Genomic DNA, 21,699 nt, shown 5'->3' on the forward strand with positions numbered 1-21,699 from the left:
GTTCGCCGGGTCACCTGACCTGTCGAGGACATGGAGGCATCGGATGCGTGGCGCGATCGGCGGCCCGCGCCTGCTCCTCAAGCGGCTCCGCGAAGTCATGGCGGAGCCTGTTTCGGCGCAGGAGAGGCTGGACAAGACCGTGGTCTTGATCGCCGCGAACATGGTCGCGGAGGTCTGCTCGGTCTATGTCCTGCGCACCGACGGTACGCTCGAACTCTATGCCACCGAAGGCCTCAATCCGAACGCGGTGCATTTGACCACCATGCGCAAGGGCGAAGGCCTGGTCGGCCTCGTCGCCAAGGAAGCCGAGCCGGTCACCACCTCGGACGCGCAGCACCATCCCTTGTTCGCCTACAAGCCGGAAACGGGCGAAGAGATCTACAACGCCTTCCTCGGCGTGCCGATCCTGCGTGCCGGCGAGACGCTCGGCGTCCTCGTCGTGCAGAACAAGGCCCAGCGAGCCTATTCGGAAGAGGAGATCGAGGCGCTCGCCACGGTCGCCATGGTGCTGGCCGAGATGATCGCTTCCGGCGAGCTCCAGGCCCTGGCCCGCCCGGGCGCCGACCTCGCCAGCCGCCGTGCTTTGCAGCTGACCGGCGCACCGCTCTCCGAAGGCGTCGGGCTCGGCCATGTCGTGCTGCACGAGCCGCGGGTGGTGGTGAAGACCCTGATCGCCGACGATGTCGGCCGCGAGACCGATCGCCTCGACAATGCCATCGTCGGCCTGCGCGATGCGATCGACGCCATGCTCGACCGCGGCGACCTCGCCCGCGCCACCGAGACGCTCGACGTGCTCGAAGCCTATCGCATGTTCGCGCAGGATCGCGGCTGGATCACCAAGATGCGCGAGGTCATCGCCACCGGCGTCACCGCCGAGGCGGCGGTGCAGCGCGTGCAGTCCGATACGCGAGCACGCATGCAGCGCGTCGCCGATCCGATCCTGCGCGAGCGTCTCTACGATCTCGACGATCTCGCCAATCGCCTGCTGCGCCAGCTCACCGGCGACGGACATCACGTCCCCTCCGAGTCCATGCCCAAGGATGCAGTGCTGGTGGCGCGCTCGATGGGGCCGGCGGCCCTGCTCGACTATTCGCGCGACAACCTGCGCGGCCTCATTCTCGAGGAGGGCGGGCCGACCAGCCACGTCGCCATCGTGGCGCGGGCACTCGGCATTCCCACCGTGGGCGAGGTCGAGGGCATCACCAGCCTGGTCGAACAGGGCGATGCCATCATCGTCGACGGCTCGGTCGGCGAGGTCCAGGTGCGCCCGGCCCCGGATGTCGAGCATGCCTATGCCGAGAAGGTGCGCTTCCGGGCCAAGCGCCAGGAGCAATATCTCGCCCTGCGCCACAAGCCCAGCCGCACCCGCGACGGTTGCGATATCAAGCTCTATATCAATGCCGGCCTCCTGGTCGACCTGCCGCACATCAAGGAAAGCGGCGCCGATGGCATCGGGCTGTTCCGCACCGAGCTGCAGTTCATGATCGCCTCGCAGTTCCCGCGCACCGGCGAGCAATATGCGCTCTACAAGGCCGTGCTGGAGGCTGCCGGCGACCGGCCGGTCACCTTCCGCACCCTCGATATCGGCGGCGACAAGGTGCTGCCCTATATGCACCAGATCGAGGAAGAGAACCCGGCGCTCGGCTGGCGCGCCATCCGCCTCGGCCTCGACCGTCCCGGCCTGATGCGCTCGCAGCTCCGCGCCTTGCTGCAGGCCGCCGCCGGGCGCGAGCTCAGGGTGATGTTCCCGATGATCTCGGCCTCCGAGGAATTCGACCAGGCGCGTCAAGTGGTGGAGCGCGAGATTACCTTCCTGCGCCGCCACGGCAAACCCCTGCCCGATCTCGTCAAGCTCGGCGCCATGGTGGAAGTGCCGAGCCTGCTGTTCCAGCTCGACGAGATCCTGCAGCGCACCGATTTCCTGTCCGTCGGCTCGAACGATCTCTTCCAGTTCCTCTATGCGGTCGATCGCGGCAATGCGCGCGTGGCGGGCCGTTTCGACACGCTCTCACCTTCGGTGATGCGGGCCCTGAAGATGATCGCCGATAAATCCAACGCGGCCGGCGTGCCGGTGACGCTGTGCGGCGAGCTGGCCTCCAAGCCGCTGGAGGCGCTTGCCCTGATCGGCCTCGGCTTCCGGCAATTGTCGATGACGCCGTCCGCCATCGGCCCGGTCAAGGCCATGCTGCTCGAGATCGACGCAGCCGAGATCATGGAGCTCGTCGATCATCATCTCAAGCCGGAAGCGGACAGGCCGCTGCGCCTTGCTCTCAGGGAATTCGCCGCCGAACGCGGCATTCCGTTATAGCGAGGCTGCCCTGGGAGCGCGGACGTCCTCGTCCGCTTTTTCTCCCCATGCACATCGTTTCCAGATGCGGACAGGATGTCCGCGCTCCGACACTCCCAGGACCGCCCTATGCTTCCCCTCGACCGCCTTGATGCCCTGCTTCGCCGCCGCGATTTCGTCGAGGCCGAGCTCGCCTCCGGCCCGGACGCCGATACCTATGTGACCCTGGCGCGCGAACTTGCCGAGCTCGATCCCGTTGCCGCGCTCATCCGCGAATGGCAGGGCGCGCAGGACGAGTTGAAAGGCGTCGAGGCCATCATCGCCGAACCGGCCATGGCCGGCGAGATGGCCGAGATGGCGGAGGAGGAGCGCAAGACTTTGCTTGAACGCCTCGGCGAGTTGGAGACGGGGATCAAGCTTTCACTGCTGCCCAAGGATGCCGCCGACGAAAAATCCGCCATTCTGGAAGTGCGCGCCGGCACAGGCGGCGACGAAGCCTCGCTCTTCGCCGGCGATCTCCTGCGCATGTATATGCGCTATGCCGATCTCCAGGGCTGGAAGACCGAGATCCTGTCAGAATCCGAAGGCACCATGGGCGGCTACAAGGAAATCGCGCTGGCCATCAGGGGCAAGGGCGTGTTCGCAAAGCTGAAATTCGAATCCGGCGTGCATCGGGTGCAGCGCGTGCCGGTGACGGAAGCCGGCGGGCGCATCCACACCTCGGCTGCCACGGTCGCGGTGCTGCCCGAGGCCGAAGAGGTCGACATCGCCATTGAGGAGAAGGACCTCAAGGTCGATGTCTTCAGGGCCTCCGGCGCGGGCGGCCAGCACGTCAATACCACTGACAGCGCCGTGCGCATCACCCATCTGCCCACCGGTATCGCCGTGGCGGTGCAGGCAGAGCGCTCCCAGCACAAGAACCGGGCGCAGGCCATGGCGATGCTGCGCGCGCGCCTCTACGAAGCTGAACGCGAACGCGTCGACAGTGCCCGCGCCGCCGATCGGCGCGACCAGGTCGGTTCCGGCGACCGTTCCGAACGCATCCGCACCTATAATTTTCCGCAGGGACGCCTGACCGACCACCGCATCGGCCTCACCCTCTACAAGCTCGACCAGATCATCGCCGGCGACGCCCTCAATGAAGTGATCGACGCGCTGGTGACTGAGAACCAGGCGAGGCTCCTCGCCGCCAGCGAGGCAAGGGCGTGAGCACGCTCGGCGGTCTTTACCGGGAACTCCTCGCTGCCTTCCGCACTGCCGCACTGCCCACGCCCGAACTCGATGCCCGCTGGCTGGTTGCCGAAGCCGCAGGCCTGCCGGCGACCGCAATCACGCTTTCCCCCGACGGCCCTGTGACGGTCGAGGCTGCGGAGAAGGCCCGCTCCTTCCAGGCCCGGCGCCTGCAGGGAGAACCGGTGGACCGTATCCTCGGGCACCGGGAGTTCTGGAGCCTGGAATTTCGCCTGGGCCCAGCCACGCTGTCGCCAAGGCCGGATACGGAGACGATCGTCGAGACCTGCCTGTCCCTCGTGCCCGACCGCGAAGCAGCCTACCGCCTGCTCGATCTCGGCACCGGCACCGGTGCCATCCTGATCGCCCTGCTGCATGAAAGACCGCGCGCGAGCGGGATCGGGATCGACCAGGCGGCCGACGCCCTGACGGTCGCAGGCCTGAATGCCACCGACAACGGCGTCGCCGGCAGAGCCGATTTCCGGCTGGGAAACTGGATGGAGGGCCTGGAGGATGAAGTCGACCTCATCGTCTCCAACCCGCCCTATATCCCTTCCGCCGACATTGCCGGGCTGGAACCGGAGGTACGTGAGCATGATCCCCTGCTCGCGCTCGACGGCGGCCTCGACGGCCTCGATGCCTATCGCCTCATTGCCGCCGACGCCCCTCGCCTGCTGCGCCCCGGCGGGCTGCTGGTCTTCGAGCTCGGCGTCGGCCAGGAGGAGGCTGTGGCCGGGCTGATGCGTCGTGCAGGCTTCGAGATGCTCGGTCCGGCGCGCAGGGACCTCGGGGGCGTTCCCCGCGCCTTGGCAGGCAGGTGGCCGGGGAACCCGCGACCGGCCTGATTTGCGCGGATATGCCTTCAACCCGCAGCCTCCCGCAGAAAGCGCTGGAGCCTCGGTACGCAGAAATCCAGGAATACCCTGACGCGATGGGGAATGTTGTCCCCGCCGAAGAAGAGGGCGTGCATGTCCTCTTCATCCGGCGCGACGACGTCTGCAAGGATCTCGACGAGGCGCCCCGCCTTGAGATCGTCGCGTATATGATAGTCGGCGAGGCGCGCCAGGCCTATGCCTGCGACGGCCATGCGGCGCAGCGTCTCGCCATTGTTGGCAAGCAGGGTCGTGCGGACGGCGCGGTCGACGATACGACCGCTCTCGCTGAGCGGCCACACCGGCACAGCGCGGCGGAAAGTGAAGCCCAGGCAATTGTGCCGCACGAGATCGTCGACTGATCGCGGCGTGCCGTGGCGGTCGAGATAGGCAGGAGCGGCGACGATCAGACGTCGCGAGGTGCCGATACGACGTGCCCGCAGGCGCGAATCGGGCAAGGCGCCCACACGGAAAGCGACGTCGATGCGCTCCAGATAGAGGTCGAGCTTTTCTTCCGAAAGCGCCAGGTCGACGGCAATCTCCGGATAGGCCTGCCAGAAGGCCGGCAGGATCGGCTCGATCGCCATTGCCCCGAAGGCCAGCGACGTCGTCACGCGCACGGTGCCGGTGGGCGTGACGGCTTGCCCGCTCAAATCCCGCTCGATCGCATCGAGATCGTCGATGACGGCGCCGCCGCGCTCGTAATAGGCCCGTCCCTCCTCGGTGAGAGACAGCCGCCTGGTGGAACGCTCGAACAAGCGCAATCCCAGGCGCGCCTCGATCCGCGCGATCAGCTTGCTCACCGTGGAGGGCGTCATGCGCAGTTGCCGGGCGGCACGCGAATAGCTGCCTGTTTCGACGACCAGCCGGAACACCTGCATTTCGCCGAAGCGATTGTCCATGGTCGGGCCTCTCTCATTGATGAAACGATTTCATAAATAAGGTGATCCCGGGCGCCTTTCCAGCGCTCGTCGACGAGCCCATTTCCCTCCTGACTTCAGCACCGGCCAGGCAGGGGGCTCCTGATCGAGCCACGGGCACGATCAGGCGGACTCCGCGGAATATCCAACCCCGCCTGGGCCGCGGCTGACTGGAACCGATGAAATCGAAAGTCGAGACGCAATGGATGCCATGGCCGTACAACCACGCACCGCCAACACCGATACACCTTCCAGCTTCTGGCCGTTGACGGCCCTGGCCATCGGGGCCTTCGGCATCGGCACCACCGAATTCTCGCCGATGGGCATGCTGCGCGACATCGCGCAGGGCGTCAGCGTCGACATCCCGACGGCTGGCCTGCTGATCAGCGCCTATGCCATCGGCGTGATGGCCGGTGCTCCCATCATGACGCTGTTGCTGGCCCGTTTACGCAAACGCACGGCCCTGATCGCCTTGATGAGCATCTTCGCGCTCGGCAATCTGCTGGCCGCGATCGCACCGGGTTATTGGACCCTGATGGCCGCCCGCATCATCACCAGCCTCAATCACGGAGCCTTCTTCGGCCTGGGTTCCATCGTTGCTGCCAGCCTCGTGCCGCGTGAACGCCAGGCCAGCGCCATTGCCGCAATGTTCCTGGGCCTGACCATCGCCACTGTCGGCGGCGTACCGGCAGCCACCTGGATCGGCCAGGCCATCGGCTGGCGGCAGACCTTCGCAGCGACGGCCCTGCTCGGGCTGGTGGCCATCCTGGCGCTCTTCCTCGCCCTGCCGAAGGGGGAGCCCGGCCGCATGCCCGACATTCGCCGGGAGTTCGGCGCCATCGCCCAGCCCAGCGTGCTGACCGCCATGGCCGCGACCGTGATGGGGGCAGGTGCCATGTTCGTGCTCTATACCTATGTGACTTCGGTCCTGATCGAGATTACCCACGCCGGGGCCGGCTTCATCACCCTCGCCCTTGCCCTGATCGGCATCGGCCTGACCCTGGGCAACGCGCTGGGCGGGCGCCTGGCCGACTGGTCACTCGACGGTGCCGCCAGGCTCTCGCTCGCGGCCCTCGGCCTGATCATGGCTGTGTTGCCGCTCGCCCTGACCTCCCGCTACGGCGCCGCCATCGGCCTCATGGTCTGGGGCATGGCCGCCTTCGCCATCGTGCCGCCTCTGCAGATGCGGGTGATGCAAGTGGCGTCGGCCGCGCCGGGCCTGGCCTCCTCGATCAATGTCGGCGCCTTCAATCTCGGCAACGCCCTTGGCGCGGCTATCGGCAGCGCGACCCTCAGCCTGGGCCTGGGCTATGCTGCCATTCCGATTGCCGGCGGATTGCTGGCCCTTGTCGGCCTCGCCCTCACCTTCGTCGGCACCGAGAAGGCAACCAAGCCGGAGATTTGGTCCGACTGCCCCGACCCGACCTGAGGCCATTGCCGCGAGACAGGACCCGGGCACGACGAGACCCAGGGCCTACCTGCTCCCTTGCTGTCTGGGCTTTCCGCCATTCTCGGCCTCGCAGCCAAAAGAAAACCCCGCCGAAGCGGGGTTTTCCGTATGTCTGATGGGGAAACGCCTCAGGCGGCGGCTTCCTCTTCTTCCTCGGTCGCATCGTCGAACTCGGCCTCGGCTTCCTTGGCACCACCGCGCTTGGGACCCTTGGCGAGATTGGCTTCGATCACCTTTACGGCCTCGGAATCGATGAGGTCATCGACGGCGGCCAATTCGCGCGCCATACGATCGAGAGCCGCTTCATAGAGCTGACGCTCGGAATAGGACTGTTCGGGCTGAGCATCGGAGCGATAGAGATCGCGCACGACCTCGGCAATGGCGATCAGATCGCCCGAATTGATCTTGGCTTCGTATTCCTGCGCACGGCGCGACCACATGGTGCGCTTGATGCGGGCACGGCCCTTGAGCGTTTCGAGCGCCTTGGCGACCACGGCCGGTTCGGAGAGCTTGCGCATGCCGACGGAAGCGATCTTGGTGGTGGGCACGCGCAGCGTCATCTTGTCCTTGGAGAAGGAAATCACGAACAGCTCAAGCTTGAAACCGGCTACTTCCTGCTCGTCGATCGACACGATTTTGCCGACGCCATGCGAGGGGTACACAATGCTCTCGCCCGTCTTGAAACCCTGCTTCGTGGACGTCTTCTTCGCTGTCGTCATGACGCTTCAACGCTCCTATCATTGGCAGATGCCGAATCGGCAGCCGCACCAAACCACGGGCAGGCTCACGCCTGTTGCCGCAAACACCATTCGACAGTGAAACCAGGCCAAAGCTTCAAGAGCCGCCGCGAGGAACGTCGAAATGAAGGACGGTCAAAAATTCCATGTATCTATCGGCGCTACCCGCACCGACCGACTGAGGTCCCTTGAAGCTGAGCACAAAAAAATTGCCCCTGTGCGGAGCAGCGGCGGGGTAACTCGGTCTCTCTCTTGACCATGCCCCTGTATATACCAAAAATCGGCAAAAATCAACGCTTTTACACGCCAAAACGGCGCGTAAAGCGCTCGTTAAGGTTGATACTGCGCGGTTTTTGTGAATAGCCGCTATGCAAAAAGCGCCGGGCAGTCCAAAAGGGTGCCTCGACAGATGCCCGCTGCCGAAGCCCCGAAAACGGGCAGCCATGCTACCCGTGCAGGGGAAACCGAACCCTGTCGGATTCGGCCGGAATTTGCAATCAGGCGTCGCCCTGGCCCGGTTCCGGCGAGAGCAGCGGCAGCTTGTCCGGCTTGCCGTCCCACTCCTTGGCATCGGGAAAACCGTCACGCTTGACCGTGATGTTGGGCCAGCTCTGCGCGAATTTCGCATTCAGCTCGAGCCAGGCCTCCAGGCCCTTTTCGGTATCGGCCTTGATGGCATCCGCCGGACATTCGGGCTCGCAGACACCGCAATCGATGCATTCGTCGGGATGGATGACGAGAAAATTCTCACCCTCGTAGAAACAGTCCACCGGGCAGACTTCCACGCAGTCCATGTATTTGCACTTGATGCAGTTCTCAGTGACCACGTAGGTCATGCCAGAAAATCCCGAAAGTTTATAATCTTGCTAAAACTGCCTAGCCGAACTGCGCCGACGGTTCAAGGCGCGCTTGCACAGAGCAGCCATTCGCCGCGGTAGAGGCTTTGACTCAGTTCATCACAAACGGAGCACTGGACCTGTCCTCTACCCGGCCTGTCCTGCGTCTCCGGCGCCCGGCCGAGGCGAGAGCAAGGCGAGCTTGCCAAGCTTGCCGTCCCATTGTTTAGCATCCAATGGCGGCTCGCGCCGCGCCGTGATCTCCGGCCAGAGATGGGCATAGCGCGCGTTCAATTCAACCCAGGCCTCCAATCCGCGCTCCGCATCGGAGCGGATGGCATCCGCCGGACAGACCGGTTCGCAGATGCCGCAATCGATGCATATTAGGGGATCGATGACGAGCATATTCTCGCCTTCCCGGAAGCAATCGACCGGGCACTCGGCCACGCAGTCCATATATTTGCATCTGATGCAGTTTTCGGTGACCACATAGGCCATGGCGCCGTTCCATCCGGAGGGAGCCCTCAGTGGAACGGCCGGTTATGGCGCGCCTAAGGCGCAATTGCGGTCACAAGAGATCGCGGGGGATTTTCTCGTACCAGCGGCGCTCGGCGGCCAGCTCGCCATTGGCGGAGGCCCTGAGTTCACCCTCCAGGATGAAATCGGTGGCGGTCGCCTGCATCGCGGTCTTCACCTCGATGCGGATCTGCCAGCCCTCGCGCCCCATCTCATAGCTCTCGCTGAGGCGGTAGCGCGCACTGAGAGGGTCATCGCCCCTGACGGTCAGCTCGCGCCGGAGGCTGTGGGAGAGCGTGGTGTCGATCTCGTCGAAGCGCAGCACGCCCTCGCCGAACAGGCCGCCCTCCCCTTCCGTGACATAGGTAGCCGTATCCGTCAGCAGGTCGAGCGAGGTGGTACGCGCCATGCGGCCTTCGGCGACCTTGGTCGTCGGGGTGCGGGCTGCGCTCAGCGCCGGCTCGAAGGCGACGACGGGGTCGTTCGCGCGGGCCTGGCGCACCGGCAGGGCCAATCGGCCCGGGCAGCGCAAGGTGAGCGTCACCGGTTCGGGCGCCGGCCAGATCAGCGGCCAATAGGCGGTCGACAGGGCAAGCCGGAGGCGATGGCCCGGCGCGAGGGCATAGCCGCAATCGCTGAGCTTGAAGCGGATGGGATAGAAGCGGCCAGGCACCAGCGCCTCGGGCTCGGCATGGCTGTCGCGGTGGGTCAGGTTGAACACCGCATAGGCGATACGGCGCGAGGAGCCGTCCGGCGCAACGTCGCAAAGCCTGGCGCAGAGCTGGGCCAGGGGCTTGTCGGAGGCAATCTCGACCTCGATCTCCGGGGCGCCGAGCAGTTCGAGCCGTTCGGTCAGGACTTCGCCATCGAAACAGCAGGAGAAGGCGTCGTCATGGCGCTGATCGGCTGGCTCCTCGCCAGTGACGCCGGTACCCATCCATTCCCCGGCTGCCGCTCCCGTCCAGGCCGGCGAGGTGAAGGCGATCTCGCTGGCCGGTCCGGCTTCAACCGCCAGGGTGCCCGGCGCCAGATGGACGGTCTTGGCGACGATCGCCGGCGAAGGCCATGTCGCCTCGCCGACGAAGCGGCCAGGCACCGGATCGCGATGACCAGGCGGCGTCCACTCCTCGACGAAAGCCCGCATCATCGGTTCGGCCATGATGCCGCGATCCGTCCCCTTCAGCCAGTGATCCCACCAGCGGGTTGCTTCCTGCAGGAAGCCGATGGCCGGCCCCGGCACGCCGTCCTGCGGATAGATATGGGCCCAGGGCCCAATCAGGCCGAGCCTGGGTACGGTGAGGCCCTCGAGCAGGCGGGGAATGGCATTCGTATAGGCATCGCCCCAGCCCCCGACGGCGAAGACCGGGCATTGTACCGCCGAGAAATCCTCGCAGATCGAACCGTGCCGCCAATAGGCGTCGCGCCTCTGATGCGCGAGCCAGAGCGCCGGGAAGAAGGGCAGATGGTCGAGGCGGTACTGCCATTGCGCTCGCCAGGCCTCGCCGACCAGCGCCGGATCGGCCGGCCTGGCCTGATAGGCCAGCATGATCGAGCCCCACCACAGATTGTCGTTGAGCAAGGTGCCGCCCATGAAATGGATGTCGTCGGCGTAACGGTCATCGGTGGAGCAGACGGTGATGATGGCCTTGAGGGCCGGCGGGTTGAGCGCCGCGACCTGCAGGCAATTGAAGCCGCCCCAGCTCTTGCCCATCATGCCGACGGAGCCCGAGCACCAGGGCTGGGCCGCGAGCCAGGCGATCACCTCGCAGGCATCGTCGAGTTCGCGCTGCAGATATTCATCCTCGAGCAGGCCGTCGGACTCGCCGCTGCCGCGCATGTCGACGCGGATGGCGGCATAGCCATTGGCCGCGAACCAGCCATGCATCGGCTCGTCCCGCCCGCGCGTGCCGTCGCGCTTGCGGTAGGGGATATATTCGAGGATCGCCGGCACCGGCTTGGCTTCGGCATCCTCGGGCAGCCATAGGCGCGCGGCAAGCCGGGTACCATCGGCGAGGGGAATGAAGAAATGTTCGATCGTGCGGACTGGGGACATTGGAAAATACTTCAAGAAAAACGAACGAAAGGGCCGGTCAGAAGACCGGCCCTTTCAACGAACCATTGGATCACGCCACCTTGCGGCTGGCGAGAATATTGTCGAGCCAATGCGTATCCATCTCCGGCACGGAGCTGATCAGTTTCTCCGTATAGGGATGGAACGGCGGGGCGAAGATATCCGCCGTCGGCCCCTGGGCGATGATCTCGCCCTTGAACATCACCGCCGTGCGATGGGCGATGCGGCGCACCGTGCCGAGATCGTGGGTGATGAAGATGTAGGCGAGGCCGAGATCGTCCTGCAGCTTCTTGAGGAGCTTGAGCACGTCCTCCGCCACCAGCGGGTCGAGCGCGGAGGTCGGCTCGTCGCAGATGATCACCTCCGGCTCGGCGGCGAGGGCGCGGGCGATACACACACGCTGCTTCTGCCCGCCCGAAAGCTGGCCAGGCCGGCGATCCGCGAACTCCTCCGGTAGGCCGACCTGCCGCAGCAGTTCGAGCACGCGCTTGCGCACGTCGCCAGCTGAGCGGTTGAAGTAGAAGCTCACCGGGCGCCCGATGATCTGCCCCAGGGTCTGACGCGGATTGAGCGCCACATCCGGCATCTGGTGCACCATCTGCAGGCGTCGCAGGATGTCCTTGCTGCGCTGGGGCAGTGCCGGCGGCAGGGTCTTGCCGTTCAGCGAGACGTCACCTTCCCAGCGCGGCAGCAGGCCGACGATGATGCGCGCGATCGTGCTCTTGCCGGAACCGGACTCGCCCACCACCGCCAGCGTCTCGCCTTTGGCGAGCTTGAAGGAGGCGTTCTTGACGATGGCAACCGGGCCATAGCCAGCGGTGACGTTGGTCATGGAGAGTACGGGCTCGGCGCCCTCCGCCGGCGCGGTCAGCTGGAGATGCTCGGCCTCGCGCCGCTCGTTCACCAGAGCGCGGGCATAGTCGGTCCGCGGCGCCTCCAGTACCTGCTGGGCTTCGCCGACCTCGACGGTCTTGCCATGGCGCAACACCATGATGCGATGGGCGATCTGGGCCACCACGGCAAGGTCATGCGTGATGTAGAGGCCGGCCGTGCCGAATTCCCGGATGAGGTCGCGCAAGAGCGCCAGCACCTCGATCTGGGTGGTGACGTCGAGCGCCGTGGTCGGCTCGTCCAGCACGATCACATCGGGCCGGCAGCTCATCGCCATCGCGGCCATGGCACGCTGGAGCTGGCCGCCCGAGACCTGGTGGGGGTAACGATCGCCGATCGTGTCGGGATTGGGCAGCTGCAGGATGCGGAAAAGCTTGCGGGCATAGGCTTCCGCTTCCGGCCGCGTCATCACGCCATGCACGACCGGCGCCTCGCAGACCTGGTCCATCAGCGTCATGGCCGGGTTGAAGGAGGCGGCGGCGCTCTGGGCTATATAGGCGATGCTCTTGCCACGGAAATTACGGCGCTGCGCGGCGGTGGAGGCGCGCAGCTCGGTACCGTCGAGCTTGATCGAGCCGCCGGTGATGCGCATGCCGGCCCGGGCATAGGCCATCGACGCCAGGCCGATGGTCGACTTGCCGGCACCGGATTCGCCGATGAGGCCGAGGATTTCGCCCCGCCGCAGCGTCACGTCGACATTGTCGACGAGAACGCGGCCGGTGATGGTCTCGACCCTGAGCTTTTCGAGTTCGAGGATCAGATCGGAAGAGGTCTTGTCGTTTGCCATCTCAGCCCCCTTACATTTCCGCCTGCGCGCCGGACGGGCGGGCATCGATCGACAGGAACCAATCGACCACCAGATTGATGCCGATGGTGAGGAGAGCAATGGCGGCAGCCGGATAAAGGGCCGCTGCCCGCCCGAGCTTGAGGCTGGTGATGTTGTCGCGCACCATGCCGCCCCAGTCCGCATAGGGCAGGGGCACGCCGAGGCCGATGAAGCTCAGCGCGGCGATGAACAGGAAATTGAAGCAGAAGCGCAGGCCGAACTCCGACATCAGCGGTGCTGCGGCATTGGGCAGGATCTCGCGCCAGACTACCCACCAGATGCCCTCGCCGCGCAGCCTGGCCACCTCGACGAAATCGAGCGAAGCGAGGTTCATGCCGAGCGCGCGGGCGAGACGATAGACGCGGCTGGAATCGAGGAAGGCGATGGTCAGCACCAGCGAAGTCAGGGTCTGGCCGAAGATCGACAGGATGATCAGCGCCCAGATCAGCAGCGGCACCGACATGACGATGTCGACGGTTCGCGAGAGCACGGCATCGATCCAGCGGCCCGTCACGGCCGCTACCAGGCCGAGCGTGATACCGATGGCGAAGGACAGGATGGTGGTGACCAGGGCGATGCCGATGGTGAGGCGGGCGCCGTAGATCAGGCGGGTGAGCATGTCGCGGCCGATCTGGTCGGTCCCCAGCCAGCTGGTCGCTGAAATCGTCGCCCAGGTCTTGCCGACGGTCTGCGTCTCCGAATAGGGCGCGAGCCAAGGGCCGGCTATGGCGACGACGACGTTGAGCGCGATGATGAACAGGCCGATGACGGCGGTGAGCGGCGCCTTGTGTCCGAAAATGACCATGCTGCCCTCTCTACCGGGGATGCCGCAGACGCGGATTGAGGATGATCGCCAGCACGTCGGCAATCGTATTGAGGATGATGAACACGGCCGCAAACAGGATGCCGCAGGCCAGGATCGCCGGCACGTCGCGCTTGGTCACCGCGTCGATCATGTACTGGCCGACGCCAGGATAGGTGAACACCTTCTCGATGACGACCACGCCGACCACCAGATAGGCGATGTTCAGGGCCACCACCGAGATGATCGGCGAGGCCGCGTTCGGCAGCGCATGCTTGGTGACGACGCGGGCCCGCGTCAGGCCCTTGAGGAAGCCCATTTCGACATAGGGCGTCGACATGATCGACAGCACCGAATTGCGCGTCATGCGCATCATATGCGCGGTGACCAGGCAGGTCAGCGCCACCGCCGGCAGGAAAGTCACGTAGAGGCGCGTAAAGAAACCCATGTCTGGGTTGACGGCCGCCAACGGCGGGAACCAGCGCCAATAACCGGCGAAGAGCAGGATCAGCACGCCGCCGATGAAGAACTCCGGCAGCGAGATGGCGATCAGCGCCAGCACGTTGGCGGCCCGGTCAGCCAGACGTCCCTCGGTGATGGCGCAGGTGATGCCGGTGATGACCGCGAGCGGCACGGCGATCACGGCAGCATAGCAAGCCAGGAACAGCGTGTTGGTGAAACGCGGCCACAGATCGTTCACGATGACGTTCTGGTTGGTATAGGACCGGCCGAAATCAAAATGGGTGATGATGTTCCACAGCCAGCTCAGATAGCGCTGCCAGGCCGGCACATCGAGGCCAATGCTGCGTTCGAAGGCGGCTTTGGTTTCCGCCGTTGCGGCCTGGCCGAGCACGGCATCCGCCGCATTTCCCTGCAGGTTGAGGGTTAGAATAAACAAGATGAGGGAGATGGCGAAGAGCGTCGCCACCCCCTGGACGATGCGCCAACCGATAAGACGTCCCACAATGTGCCCTTTCGACCTGTTGCCGACGGAGGCCGGGCACGCTGCAGTTCCCCCCGCACGCGCCCGTCCCTCTGCAGTATGAAAGGAAAAGAGCGAGGCGCCTCACGCGCGTCGCCCCCGACACGCCCTGCGATCTGGCGGCTAGGCCAGGATTCGCAAGGACACGTCGAAACAAGGAGCAGGGGCGAAGCAGCGTTTGTCGCCAAACGCCCCCGGCTCCAGAGCTCTCAGGCGAACCAGCCCTTTTCGGCGACACGCTGGTCGCACATGTCGTAGCGCGGATGCGGAGCCGTCCCCATGATCTTCTTGGAGTAGGCGTCGAGATAATCGCCGACCGCGTAGCAGACCATGCCGCCATCGTCGTGGATCATCTTCTGGCATTCCGAGTAGATCTGCGCGCGCTTGGCATCGTCGGTCTCGACGCGGGCGGAGATCAAGAGCTTGTCGAATTCCGGCCGCTTCCAATGGGTGTCGTTCCAATTGGCGGTGGACAGGAAGGTCTGCGACAGCTGCAGATCGATGTTGGGGCGCCCGCCCCAGTAGACTGCGCAGAAGGGTTCCTTCAGCCAGATATTCGACCAGTAGCCATCGCCCGAAACGCGCGTGACGGTCAGGTCGATGCCCGCCTGCTTCATGGCTTCCTGGTAGAGCAAGCCAGCGTCGGTTGCGCCGTTATAAGCGCCTTCCGAAACCTTGAGTTCCAGCTTGGGGCTGCCGGCCTTCTTGTAGTGGAAGGCGGCTTTCTCCGGATCGTAGGGCGTCTGCGGCACGTCCTTGGCATAGTATTTGTGCGACGGGCTGATGGTGGTGTCGTTGCCGACGGTGGCATAGCCCTGGTAGACGGTGTCGACGATCTTCTTGCGGTCCATGCCATATTTGAGCGCCCAGCGCAGGTCGGCATTGGTATAGGGATCGGTGTCGCACAGCGCCACGAAGGCGAAGCGGTTGCCCGTGCCCTTGCTCTGCACCACGCTCACGTCGGGCGAGGAGGTCACGATGTCCATGGTCTTGGCATCGAGACGGTTGATGGCGTCGACCTGGCCGGAAATCAGGGCCTGCAGGCGCGACGCCTGGTCCTGGATGTATTGCAGTTCGATGCCATCGAAATTGCCGCGTCCAGGCTTCCAGTAATTGCCGGTGTTCTTGGTGACCACGCGCACGCCGGGCTCGAACACTTCGAGCTTGTAGGCACCGGTGCCGACCAGCTTGGAGAAGTCACTATAGCCGTTGGGCACGCACAGGACGTGATAATCGGAAAGGTTGTAGGGCAGGTCGAGATTGCCCTCGGACAAGGTGATCTGGATCTGGTTGGCGCTGAGCTTCTTGACGTCGGTGATCGAGCTCAGCAGATCCTTGGCGGCGGACTTGGTGTCGCCGCGATGCAGGTTGATCGAATAGATCGCATCATCGGCATCGAGCGTCTTGCCATTGTGGAACGTCACGTCCTTGCGGATGTTGAAGATCCATTCCTTGGCGCCGGGCTTGTATTCCCAGCTTTCGAACAACTCGCCCTTGGGCAGTCCGTCATCGCCGATTTCGACGAACCCGTTGCAGATCTGGTAGCCGTAGGAAATCGGCACGGAATCGGCATAGGTGCGAGGATCGAGACTGTCGGAGGCCGAACCGCCCTCCATGCCCAGCTTCAAGGTGCCGCCCTTCTTGGGGGTATCAGCCGCCAGGGCCGAGCCGCCGAGCGCGCCCAGGCCACCAAGGCTCAAACCGAGCGCAGCAGCGCTCTTCATCAATTCGCGGCGGTCGAGGATCAGGCCCGATCCCTGCGTAAAGTTCTTACCCGTCATGTCAATGTTCCCTGCGGCTCGCCTGTATGGAATTTGCGCTCGTTGCCCGAGCGTTCGACCTGCCCACTATCGTGTCCTGCAAGCCGCTGTGCAAGAGACCTACAAACGACATCAAATGACAGCAGGGCGACGTTCTTTCATTTTCATGAAACCCAAATCAGGCTCGATTTGCGAATTTGAACGTCGGGTAAAGGCCAATTTTCAATCAGCAGGCCTAATTTTCGTCAATTTCGGCCAAAAAGGATCTCGCCCGGCGCGAGCGACAACGGATGATATCGGATCCATCCGCCCATAAACAGAAAACCCCCGGCCATGCGGCCGGGGATCGGATCTTGCGTATGCCATCACGTCAGCTGTGATAGGCGCGTTCACCATGTTCGACGATATCGAGGCCTTCGGCCTCCGTCTGGCGGTCGACACGCAGGCCGACGACGAGATCGACCAGCTTGAACAGAATCGCCGAACCCACGCCCGTCATCACGATGGTGAAGGCAACCGCCTCGACCTGCACCCAGAGCTGGGCGCCCATCGTCACGCCATCGGCATAGCCGACGCCACCCAGCGACGGCGATGCCAGCACGCCGGTGCCGAGAGCGCCGAGGATACCGCCGATGCCATGCACGCCGAAGACGTCGAGGCTGTCGTCATAGCCGAAGGCATTCTTCACGGTCGTCACGAAGAAGAAGCAGACGATACCGGCGATGAAGCCAAGCGCGATGGCGCCGGCCGGGCCGACGAAGCCGGCAGCGGGCGTCACCGCCACCAGGCCGGCGACCGCACCCGAGACCGCACCCAGCATCGAGGGCTTGCCATGGGTGAACCATTCGACCAGCGACCAGCCCAGGATAGCGCCCGCCGTGGCGACGAAGGTGGTCATCATGGCCAGGCCCGCGCTGGCGCCGGCCGAGAGGGCCGAACCGGCGTTGAAGCCGAACCAGCCGACCCACAGCATGCCGGCACCGACCCAGGACAGAGTGAGCGAATGGGGCGGCATCTGCTCCTTGCCGAAGCCGGTGCGCTTGCCGATCATCAGGCAGCCCACCAGGCCGGCGACACCGGCATTGATGTGCACGACGGTACCGCCGGCGAAATCGAAGGCGCCCAGCTTGAACAGCCAGCCCGTCGACTGCCACACCGAATGGGCGACCGGGATGTAGATGAAGGTGACCCAGAGCAGACAGAACAGCACCACAGCCGAGAACTTCATGCGCTCGGCGAAAGCGCCGACGATGAGGGCGGGCGTGATCGCCGCGAAGGTCATCTGGAAGCAGACGAACACATATTCAGGAATGGTGCCGCTCAGCGTGTCCTTGGTAATGCCGGCGAGGAAGGCCTTGGAGAAGCCGCCGAAGAGGGGACCGCCGTCGCTGAAGGCGAGGGTGTAGCCGTAGAAGACCCAGATCACCATCACCACCGAGGCGACGATCAGCACCTGCATGAGGATGGAGAGCATGTTCTTGGCGCGCACCAGGCCGCCATAGAACAGGCCGAGGCCCGGTGCGATCATCATCAGCACCAGCGCGCAGGACACCAGCATCCAGGCCGTGTCGCCCGAGTTCAGGGTGGGCGGCGGCGCTGCGGTCTGGGCGAGAGCGGGGCCCGCAAGCAGCCCGGCGCCCATGAGGGCCATGACGGCGGATTTGAGGAAACGGAGGGAAGTCATCGGGAAAGGATCCTGTCTCATGGGAGTCGAGGGCATCAGCGGCAGACCTAGAGCGCGTCGCCGTCGCGCTCGCCGGTGCGGATGCGCACCGCAGTTTCGATCGGCATGACGAAAATTTTGCCGTCGCCGATCTGGCCGGTCTTGGCGGCCGCCGTGATCGCATCGATCACCTTGGCGACCAGCTCGCTGGGCACCGCGACCTCGATCTTCAGCTTGGGCAGAAAACTCACGGCATATTCGGCGCCGCGGTAGATCTCGGTATGCCCTTTCTGGCGGCCATACCCCTTCACCTCGGTCACGGTCAGACCGTGCACGCCCAGACCCGTGAGGGCATCGCGCACCTCCTCGAGCTTGAACGGCTTGATGATGGCCATCACTATTTTCATGCTGCTCTATCCCCTTAAGGCGTTTTGCAATTTGGCGTCAGACATCCTCTTTCAAGCCGCGTGCCAACTGCCAAACGCCATGCTAAGATCATGAAAAATCACGATAAAAATTACCTCTGCCCAATGTAAGGACCACTCGCTTGCCAAGGGTTGCGCAAATATTAGGCACAATGGCCGTCGTTGCGATATTTTCGAGCAACGTGCACAAGGCGTTCGCTGATCCGTGCGCCGTCCCGGCGGAAGCAGGCGAGAATGTGACGATTGCCGGCAAGGACGAACAGGGCCACCTCCTGCTCGCGGACGGCCGCAGGATAAGGCTTGCGGGCGTGGATCTTTCCTCGCTGAGGCTGCCCGATCTTGCCGATGCCACTGCGACCCTGGTGGGCCCGGCCACGCCCGACAGGCACGGCGCATGGCGCGGAGCGCTCTATTTCGAAGGCCGCGATCTGGCGGCCGATCTCGCAGCCCGCGGCTTGGCGCGCATTCGGCCTTCCGTTGGGGAAGATGTGTGTTACACAGAATTAATGACTGCAGAAGACAATGCCCGCCGGGCTCGGCTTGGCCTCTGGGCCGAACCGGGCTATGCAGTCGCCGATGCGGCGACTCCTGAGGCCGTTGCCCGACACGCCGATGGCTTCGCCATCGTGGCGGGACGCGTGCTGCATGTTGGAGTGACGAAGACGACCGTGTGGATCGATTTCGGCAAAATCTGGCGCGAAGACGTGACTTTGGCGATACCCGCCAAACAATGGCCACGTTTCGAGGCAACCGGTCACACCGCTGCCGCTCTCGAGGGCAGCTATGTCAGGGCTCGTGGCGTCGTGACGATGCGCGACGGGCCCCGCATCGAAATTACCGAGCCGGCGGCGATCGAACAGGTCGCACCGGTGTCGCCGTAGGAGGAGTGGGAAGCTGAGCGAGATGCTGGGGGGCGCGGCGAGACAACCGAACTGGCGGAGGGCTTGCGCCCTGGCGCTTGCGCTCGGCCTGTCGTCTTGCGCCACCGTGGGCGACAACGACCAGGCGGGCGATCTTCCGCGCGCCACGCCGGCAGCCCTTCCGGCCGAAGCCCCGCGTGTCATCGCTCCCCCCAATGCGGAGGACCGCGAAAGCGCCCGCGTTCTCGCTTCCTATGGCGGTGCCTATCGCAACGCCGCCCTGGAACGCTATCTCGACGATCTCGTCCAGCGTCTTGCCGCCCAGTCCGACCGGCCCGACATTCCCTACAAGTTGACGGTGCTGAACGCCTCGTCAATCAACGCCTTCGCCCTGCCCTCCGGCCGGCTCTACGTGACGCGCGGCCTGCTCGCGCTGGCCAATGACGATGCCGAAATCGCGGCCGTGATCGCCCATGAGATGGCGCATGTCTCGGCGCGCCACGCTGCCGCGCGTGCCGATCGCGAGCGCCAATCCCTGGTCGTCTCCAAGGTGGCGAGCATGGTGCACAATCCCGGCCTGGTCTCCTCGAGCCAGAACAGCCTGGCGAGCTTTTCGCGCCAGCAGGAGCTGAATGCCGACGAGATCGGCATTCGCACGATCGCCAAGGCCGGCTTCGATCCCTATGGCGCCGCGCGTTTCCTGACCTCGATGCGCCGGCAGGTGGAGGCGCGTTCGCGCCAGGCGACGCCGGACTTCCTGTCGACCCATCCCTCCACGCCCGAACGTATCGCCAAGGCCAACACCGAAGCTGCCCAATATGGCGCTCCCGGCTCGGGCGAGCATGACAAGTTCCGCTATCTGTCGGTGATCGACGGCATCACCTATGGCGAGGATCCCGCGCAGGGTTATGTGCAGGGCCGCATCTTCTGGCAGCCTCGCCTGGCCTTCACCTTCACCGCGCCCCCCAATTTCACCCTCGACAACACGCCGCAGGCCATTCTCGGCGTCGACGGCAACGGCCGTGCGCTGCGCCTCGACACGGTCAAGACCAAGGACGGCCAGTCGCTTTCCGACTATCTTGCCTCCGGCTGGATCAGCGGCGTGGACACCTCCTCCGTCTCCACCCTGCGCATCAACGGCAACGAGGCGGCAACCGCCCTCGCCCGTGGCACGGACTGGAGCTTCCGCCTCTATGCCATCCGCTTCGGCAGCGACGTCTACCGCCTGATCCTGGCGGCCCGCGACCTCAACCCCGCCACCGACGCCCTGTTCCAGGAAACCGCCAACAGCTTCCGGCGAATGACGCCGGACGAGCTGCGCAACGTGCGGCCCGAGCATATCGACATCATCACCGTGCGCTCGGGTGACACGCTGCAGTCCCTGGCAGCCCGCATGGCCGGCCCCCAGGACCAGCTCGAGCGCTTCCTGGTGTTGAACGGCTTTGACGAAACCAGCCCGCTCAGGCCGGGCGACCGCGTCAAGGTCGTCACGCAGTAGAGGGCGGTCCACCCCTCATCCGGCTGCCGCCACCTTCTCCCGCAAGGGGAGAAGGGGCTCCATTTGGCAAGGGGCGCGGTCTGGCCGCATGCAAGATTTTGCGGCCCATCCCAATCAAATTCCTTCTCTCCTTGCGGGAGAAGGTCCCGGCAGGGGGATGAGGGGTGCCGCCCGACAGAACGCCATCCTCGGCCTCCTCACCTCAGCCGATAGAACGCCGCGGCATTGTCCCTGAACAGCTTGCGCCGTTCCGACGGCGAGCAGTCATGCGTGATCTCGTCGACGACATGCACCCAGTCGGGATAGGTCCCCGCCAATTCCAGCACGTGCCAGTCCGAGCCGAACATCACGCGCTCGAAACCGAAGCTTTCCAGGGCATGCTCGACATAGGGCGTGATCTCCTGGCGCGTCCAGCTGCGGTGATCGGCCTCGGTGCATACGCCCGAGATCTTGCAATGCACGTTGGGCAAGGCAGCGAGCCGCTTCATATCGGCGCGCCAGGGCTCCATTTCGCCCGCCTTGATCGCCGGCTTGCCGATATGGTCGAGCACGAATCGGACGTCCGGGCATTGCTGCACCATGCGGACCGCGTTCGGCAGTTGGTGATGCAGGATGCAGATGTCGAAGGAGAGATCGTGGCGGGCCAGCAGCTTGAGGCCGGCCAGAAAACCGGGCTGCAGGCAGAATTCCGGATCGGCCTGGCCCTGGATCAATCGCCTGATGCCACGCAGCGGCTTGTGCTCGCGCAGGCGATCGAGATCCGCCTCGACCGCCGCCCCTTTTTCGAGCGGCAGGCTCGCGACCATGGCGCCGAGCCGAGGCTCGGCCGCCGCAAGCTCGCTGACCCAGGCGGCTTCGTCGAGATGCTGGCCAGCATCGACATCGACTTCCACGAAGACGAAACGTTCGATCTCGACGGGTCTGGCCGCAGCGAACACATCCGCCGGCACCGCCTTCGAGCGCAGGCCTGTGATGCCCTCGGCCCAGGCATAGCCCAGGCGCGCCGGATCGAGCAGATGAACATGGCTGTCGATGATGGGGTAGTCGAGCATGGGGATCTCCGTGGAGGCGCG

General features: G+C 64.8%; 18 protein-coding genes. 6 read left to right on the forward strand and 12 right to left on the reverse strand.

Features of this window, described 5'->3' with window-relative positions; all coding sequences use genetic code 11:
* The first annotated feature begins 43 nt into the window (after window positions 1–43).
* From ptsP to prmC, 3 genes are all read left to right on the forward strand, one after another.
* Entirely contained in the window at window positions 44–2,308 is a 2,265-nt protein-coding gene (ptsP, locus tag ACIGJE_RS32140; protein ID WP_367624854.1) for a phosphoenolpyruvate--protein phosphotransferase, read from the forward strand.
* A 108-nt stretch (window positions 2,309–2,416) separates the two neighbouring features.
* Window positions 2,417–3,496: a peptide chain release factor 1 gene (prfA, locus tag ACIGJE_RS32145; RefSeq protein WP_311937400.1), complete on the forward strand. Its 1,080-nt coding sequence runs from the start codon at window positions 2,417–2,419 to the stop codon at window positions 3,494–3,496.
* The gene (prmC, locus tag ACIGJE_RS32150; RefSeq protein WP_311937404.1) at window positions 3,493–4,362 is read left to right on the forward strand and encodes a peptide chain release factor N(5)-glutamine methyltransferase; all 870 of its coding nucleotides are present in this window, start codon (window positions 3,493–3,495) and stop codon (window positions 4,360–4,362) included. The genes prfA and prmC overlap by 4 nt, the downstream gene beginning before the upstream one ends.
* A 17-nt stretch (window positions 4,363–4,379) precedes the next feature.
* Here the strand turns inward: prmC and ACIGJE_RS32155 are convergent, their stop codons facing one another.
* The gene (locus tag ACIGJE_RS32155; RefSeq protein ID WP_483680641.1) at window positions 4,380–5,291 is read right to left on the reverse strand and encodes a LysR family transcriptional regulator; all 912 of its coding nucleotides are present in this window, start codon (window positions 5,289–5,291) and stop codon (window positions 4,380–4,382) included.
* 229 nt (window positions 5,292–5,520) lie between these two features.
* Here ACIGJE_RS32155 and ACIGJE_RS32160 point away from each other — a divergent pair, with 229 nt between their 5' ends.
* On the forward strand, window positions 5,521–6,738 hold the full coding sequence (locus ACIGJE_RS32160) for an MFS transporter (protein WP_483680643.1): 1,218 nt from the start codon (window positions 5,521–5,523) through the stop codon (window positions 6,736–6,738).
* Window positions 6,739–6,887: 149 nt separating this feature from the next.
* Here ACIGJE_RS32160 and ACIGJE_RS32165 read toward each other — a convergent pair whose 3' ends face one another.
* The 10 genes from ACIGJE_RS32165 to ACIGJE_RS32210 all read right to left on the reverse strand — a co-directional run bounded on the left by ACIGJE_RS32165 (window position 6,888) and on the right by ACIGJE_RS32210 (window position 18,250).
* Entirely contained in the window at window positions 6,888–7,478 is a 591-nt protein-coding gene (locus ACIGJE_RS32165) for a CarD family transcriptional regulator (RefSeq protein WP_367624859.1), read from the reverse strand.
* A 515-nt stretch (window positions 7,479–7,993) separates the two neighbouring features.
* Window positions 7,994–8,332 carry a ferredoxin FdxA gene (fdxA, locus tag ACIGJE_RS32170; RefSeq protein ID WP_311937414.1) on the reverse strand — a complete coding sequence of 113 codons (339 nt, stop codon included), beginning with the start codon at window positions 8,330–8,332 and terminating at the stop codon, window positions 7,994–7,996.
* A 147-nt stretch (window positions 8,333–8,479) separates the two neighbouring features.
* Complete coding sequence (fdxA, locus tag ACIGJE_RS32175) at window positions 8,480–8,830, reverse strand: ferredoxin FdxA (RefSeq protein WP_483680645.1); 351 nt, start codon at window positions 8,828–8,830, stop codon at window positions 8,480–8,482.
* 70 nt (window positions 8,831–8,900) lie between these two features.
* Window positions 8,901–10,901: a CocE/NonD family hydrolase gene (locus ACIGJE_RS32180; protein WP_483680647.1), complete on the reverse strand. Its 2,001-nt coding sequence runs from the start codon at window positions 10,899–10,901 to the stop codon at window positions 8,901–8,903.
* Window positions 10,902–10,971: 70 nt separating this feature from the next.
* Window positions 10,972–12,597, reverse strand: coding sequence for an ABC transporter ATP-binding protein (locus tag ACIGJE_RS32185; protein WP_311937422.1), 1,626 nt, complete (start codon window positions 12,595–12,597; stop codon window positions 10,972–10,974).
* Window positions 12,598–12,607: 10 nt separating this feature from the next.
* Complete coding sequence (locus ACIGJE_RS32190) at window positions 12,608–13,441, reverse strand: ABC transporter permease (protein WP_068293556.1); 834 nt, start codon at window positions 13,439–13,441, stop codon at window positions 12,608–12,610.
* A 10-nt stretch (window positions 13,442–13,451) separates the two neighbouring features.
* Window positions 13,452–14,402, reverse strand: coding sequence for an ABC transporter permease (locus ACIGJE_RS32195; protein ID WP_311937427.1), 951 nt, complete (start codon window positions 14,400–14,402; stop codon window positions 13,452–13,454).
* Between the two features lie 227 nt (window positions 14,403–14,629).
* Window positions 14,630–16,201, reverse strand: coding sequence for an ABC transporter substrate-binding protein (locus ACIGJE_RS32200; RefSeq protein ID WP_311937430.1), 1,572 nt, complete (start codon window positions 16,199–16,201; stop codon window positions 14,630–14,632).
* Window positions 16,202–16,550: 349 nt separating this feature from the next.
* On the reverse strand, window positions 16,551–17,864 hold the full coding sequence (locus ACIGJE_RS32205; RefSeq protein ID WP_311937432.1) for an ammonium transporter: 1,314 nt from the start codon (window positions 17,862–17,864) through the stop codon (window positions 16,551–16,553).
* 47 nt (window positions 17,865–17,911) lie between these two features.
* Entirely contained in the window at window positions 17,912–18,250 is a 339-nt protein-coding gene (locus ACIGJE_RS32210; RefSeq protein WP_068293571.1) for a P-II family nitrogen regulator, read from the reverse strand.
* Between the two features lie 170 nt (window positions 18,251–18,420).
* Here ACIGJE_RS32210 and ACIGJE_RS32215 point away from each other — a divergent pair, with 170 nt between their 5' ends.
* Together ACIGJE_RS32215 and ACIGJE_RS32220 are read left to right on the forward strand one after the other, a co-directional pair.
* Complete coding sequence (locus tag ACIGJE_RS32215; RefSeq protein WP_367624862.1) at window positions 18,421–19,149, forward strand: thermonuclease family protein; 729 nt, start codon at window positions 18,421–18,423, stop codon at window positions 19,147–19,149.
* Window positions 19,150–19,171: 22 nt separating this feature from the next.
* The gene (locus tag ACIGJE_RS32220; protein ID WP_311937438.1) at window positions 19,172–20,626 is read left to right on the forward strand and encodes a M48 family metalloprotease; all 1,455 of its coding nucleotides are present in this window, start codon (window positions 19,172–19,174) and stop codon (window positions 20,624–20,626) included.
* A 197-nt stretch (window positions 20,627–20,823) separates the two neighbouring features.
* Here the strand turns inward: ACIGJE_RS32220 and ACIGJE_RS32225 are convergent, their stop codons facing one another.
* Window positions 20,824–21,678, reverse strand: coding sequence for an amidohydrolase family protein (locus ACIGJE_RS32225; RefSeq protein WP_311937441.1), 855 nt, complete (start codon window positions 21,676–21,678; stop codon window positions 20,824–20,826).
* Window positions 21,679–21,699: the final 21 nt, after the last annotated feature.

It is taken from the genome of Labrys sp. E2SS-1L (genome assembly GCF_057073705.1).

Bases quoted from the DNA above. Each gene is read 5' to 3' on its own strand.
- ACIGJE_RS32215 (WP_367624862.1), top strand. From the start codon at position 18,421: ATGGCCGTCGTTGCGATATTTTCGAGCAACGTGCACAAGGCGTTCGCT.
- fdxA (WP_483680645.1), bottom strand. From the start codon at position 8,830: ATGGCCTATGTGGTCACCGAAAACTGCATCAGATGCAAATATATGGAC.
- ACIGJE_RS32180 (WP_483680647.1), bottom strand. From the start codon at position 10,901: ATGTCCCCAGTCCGCACGATCGAACATTTCTTCATTCCCCTCGCCGAT.
- prfA (WP_311937400.1), top strand. From the start codon at position 2,417: ATGCTTCCCCTCGACCGCCTTGATGCCCTGCTTCGCCGCCGCGATTTC.
- ACIGJE_RS32155 (WP_483680641.1), bottom strand. From the start codon at position 5,291: ATGGACAATCGCTTCGGCGAAATGCAGGTGTTCCGGCTGGTCGTCGAA.
- ACIGJE_RS32200 (WP_311937430.1), bottom strand. From the start codon at position 16,201: ATGACGGGTAAGAACTTTACGCAGGGATCGGGCCTGATCCTCGACCGC.
- ACIGJE_RS32225 (WP_311937441.1), bottom strand. From the start codon at position 21,678: ATGCTCGACTACCCCATCATCGACAGCCATGTTCATCTGCTCGATCCG.
- ACIGJE_RS32220 (WP_311937438.1), top strand. From the start codon at position 19,172: ATGCTGGGGGGCGCGGCGAGACAACCGAACTGGCGGAGGGCTTGCGCC.
- ACIGJE_RS32210 (WP_068293571.1), bottom strand. From the start codon at position 18,250: ATGAAAATAGTGATGGCCATCATCAAGCCGTTCAAGCTCGAGGAGGTG.
- fdxA (WP_311937414.1), bottom strand. From the start codon at position 8,332: ATGACCTACGTGGTCACTGAGAACTGCATCAAGTGCAAATACATGGAC.
- ACIGJE_RS32185 (WP_311937422.1), bottom strand. From the start codon at position 12,597: ATGGCAAACGACAAGACCTCTTCCGATCTGATCCTCGAACTCGAAAAG.
- ACIGJE_RS32165 (WP_367624859.1), bottom strand. From the start codon at position 7,478: ATGACGACAGCGAAGAAGACGTCCACGAAGCAGGGTTTCAAGACGGGC.
- ACIGJE_RS32160 (WP_483680643.1), top strand. From the start codon at position 5,521: ATGGCCGTACAACCACGCACCGCCAACACCGATACACCTTCCAGCTTC.
- ACIGJE_RS32190 (WP_068293556.1), bottom strand. From the start codon at position 13,441: ATGGTCATTTTCGGACACAAGGCGCCGCTCACCGCCGTCATCGGCCTG.
- ptsP (WP_367624854.1), top strand. From the start codon at position 44: ATGCGTGGCGCGATCGGCGGCCCGCGCCTGCTCCTCAAGCGGCTCCGC.
- ACIGJE_RS32205 (WP_311937432.1), bottom strand. From the start codon at position 17,864: ATGACTTCCCTCCGTTTCCTCAAATCCGCCGTCATGGCCCTCATGGGC.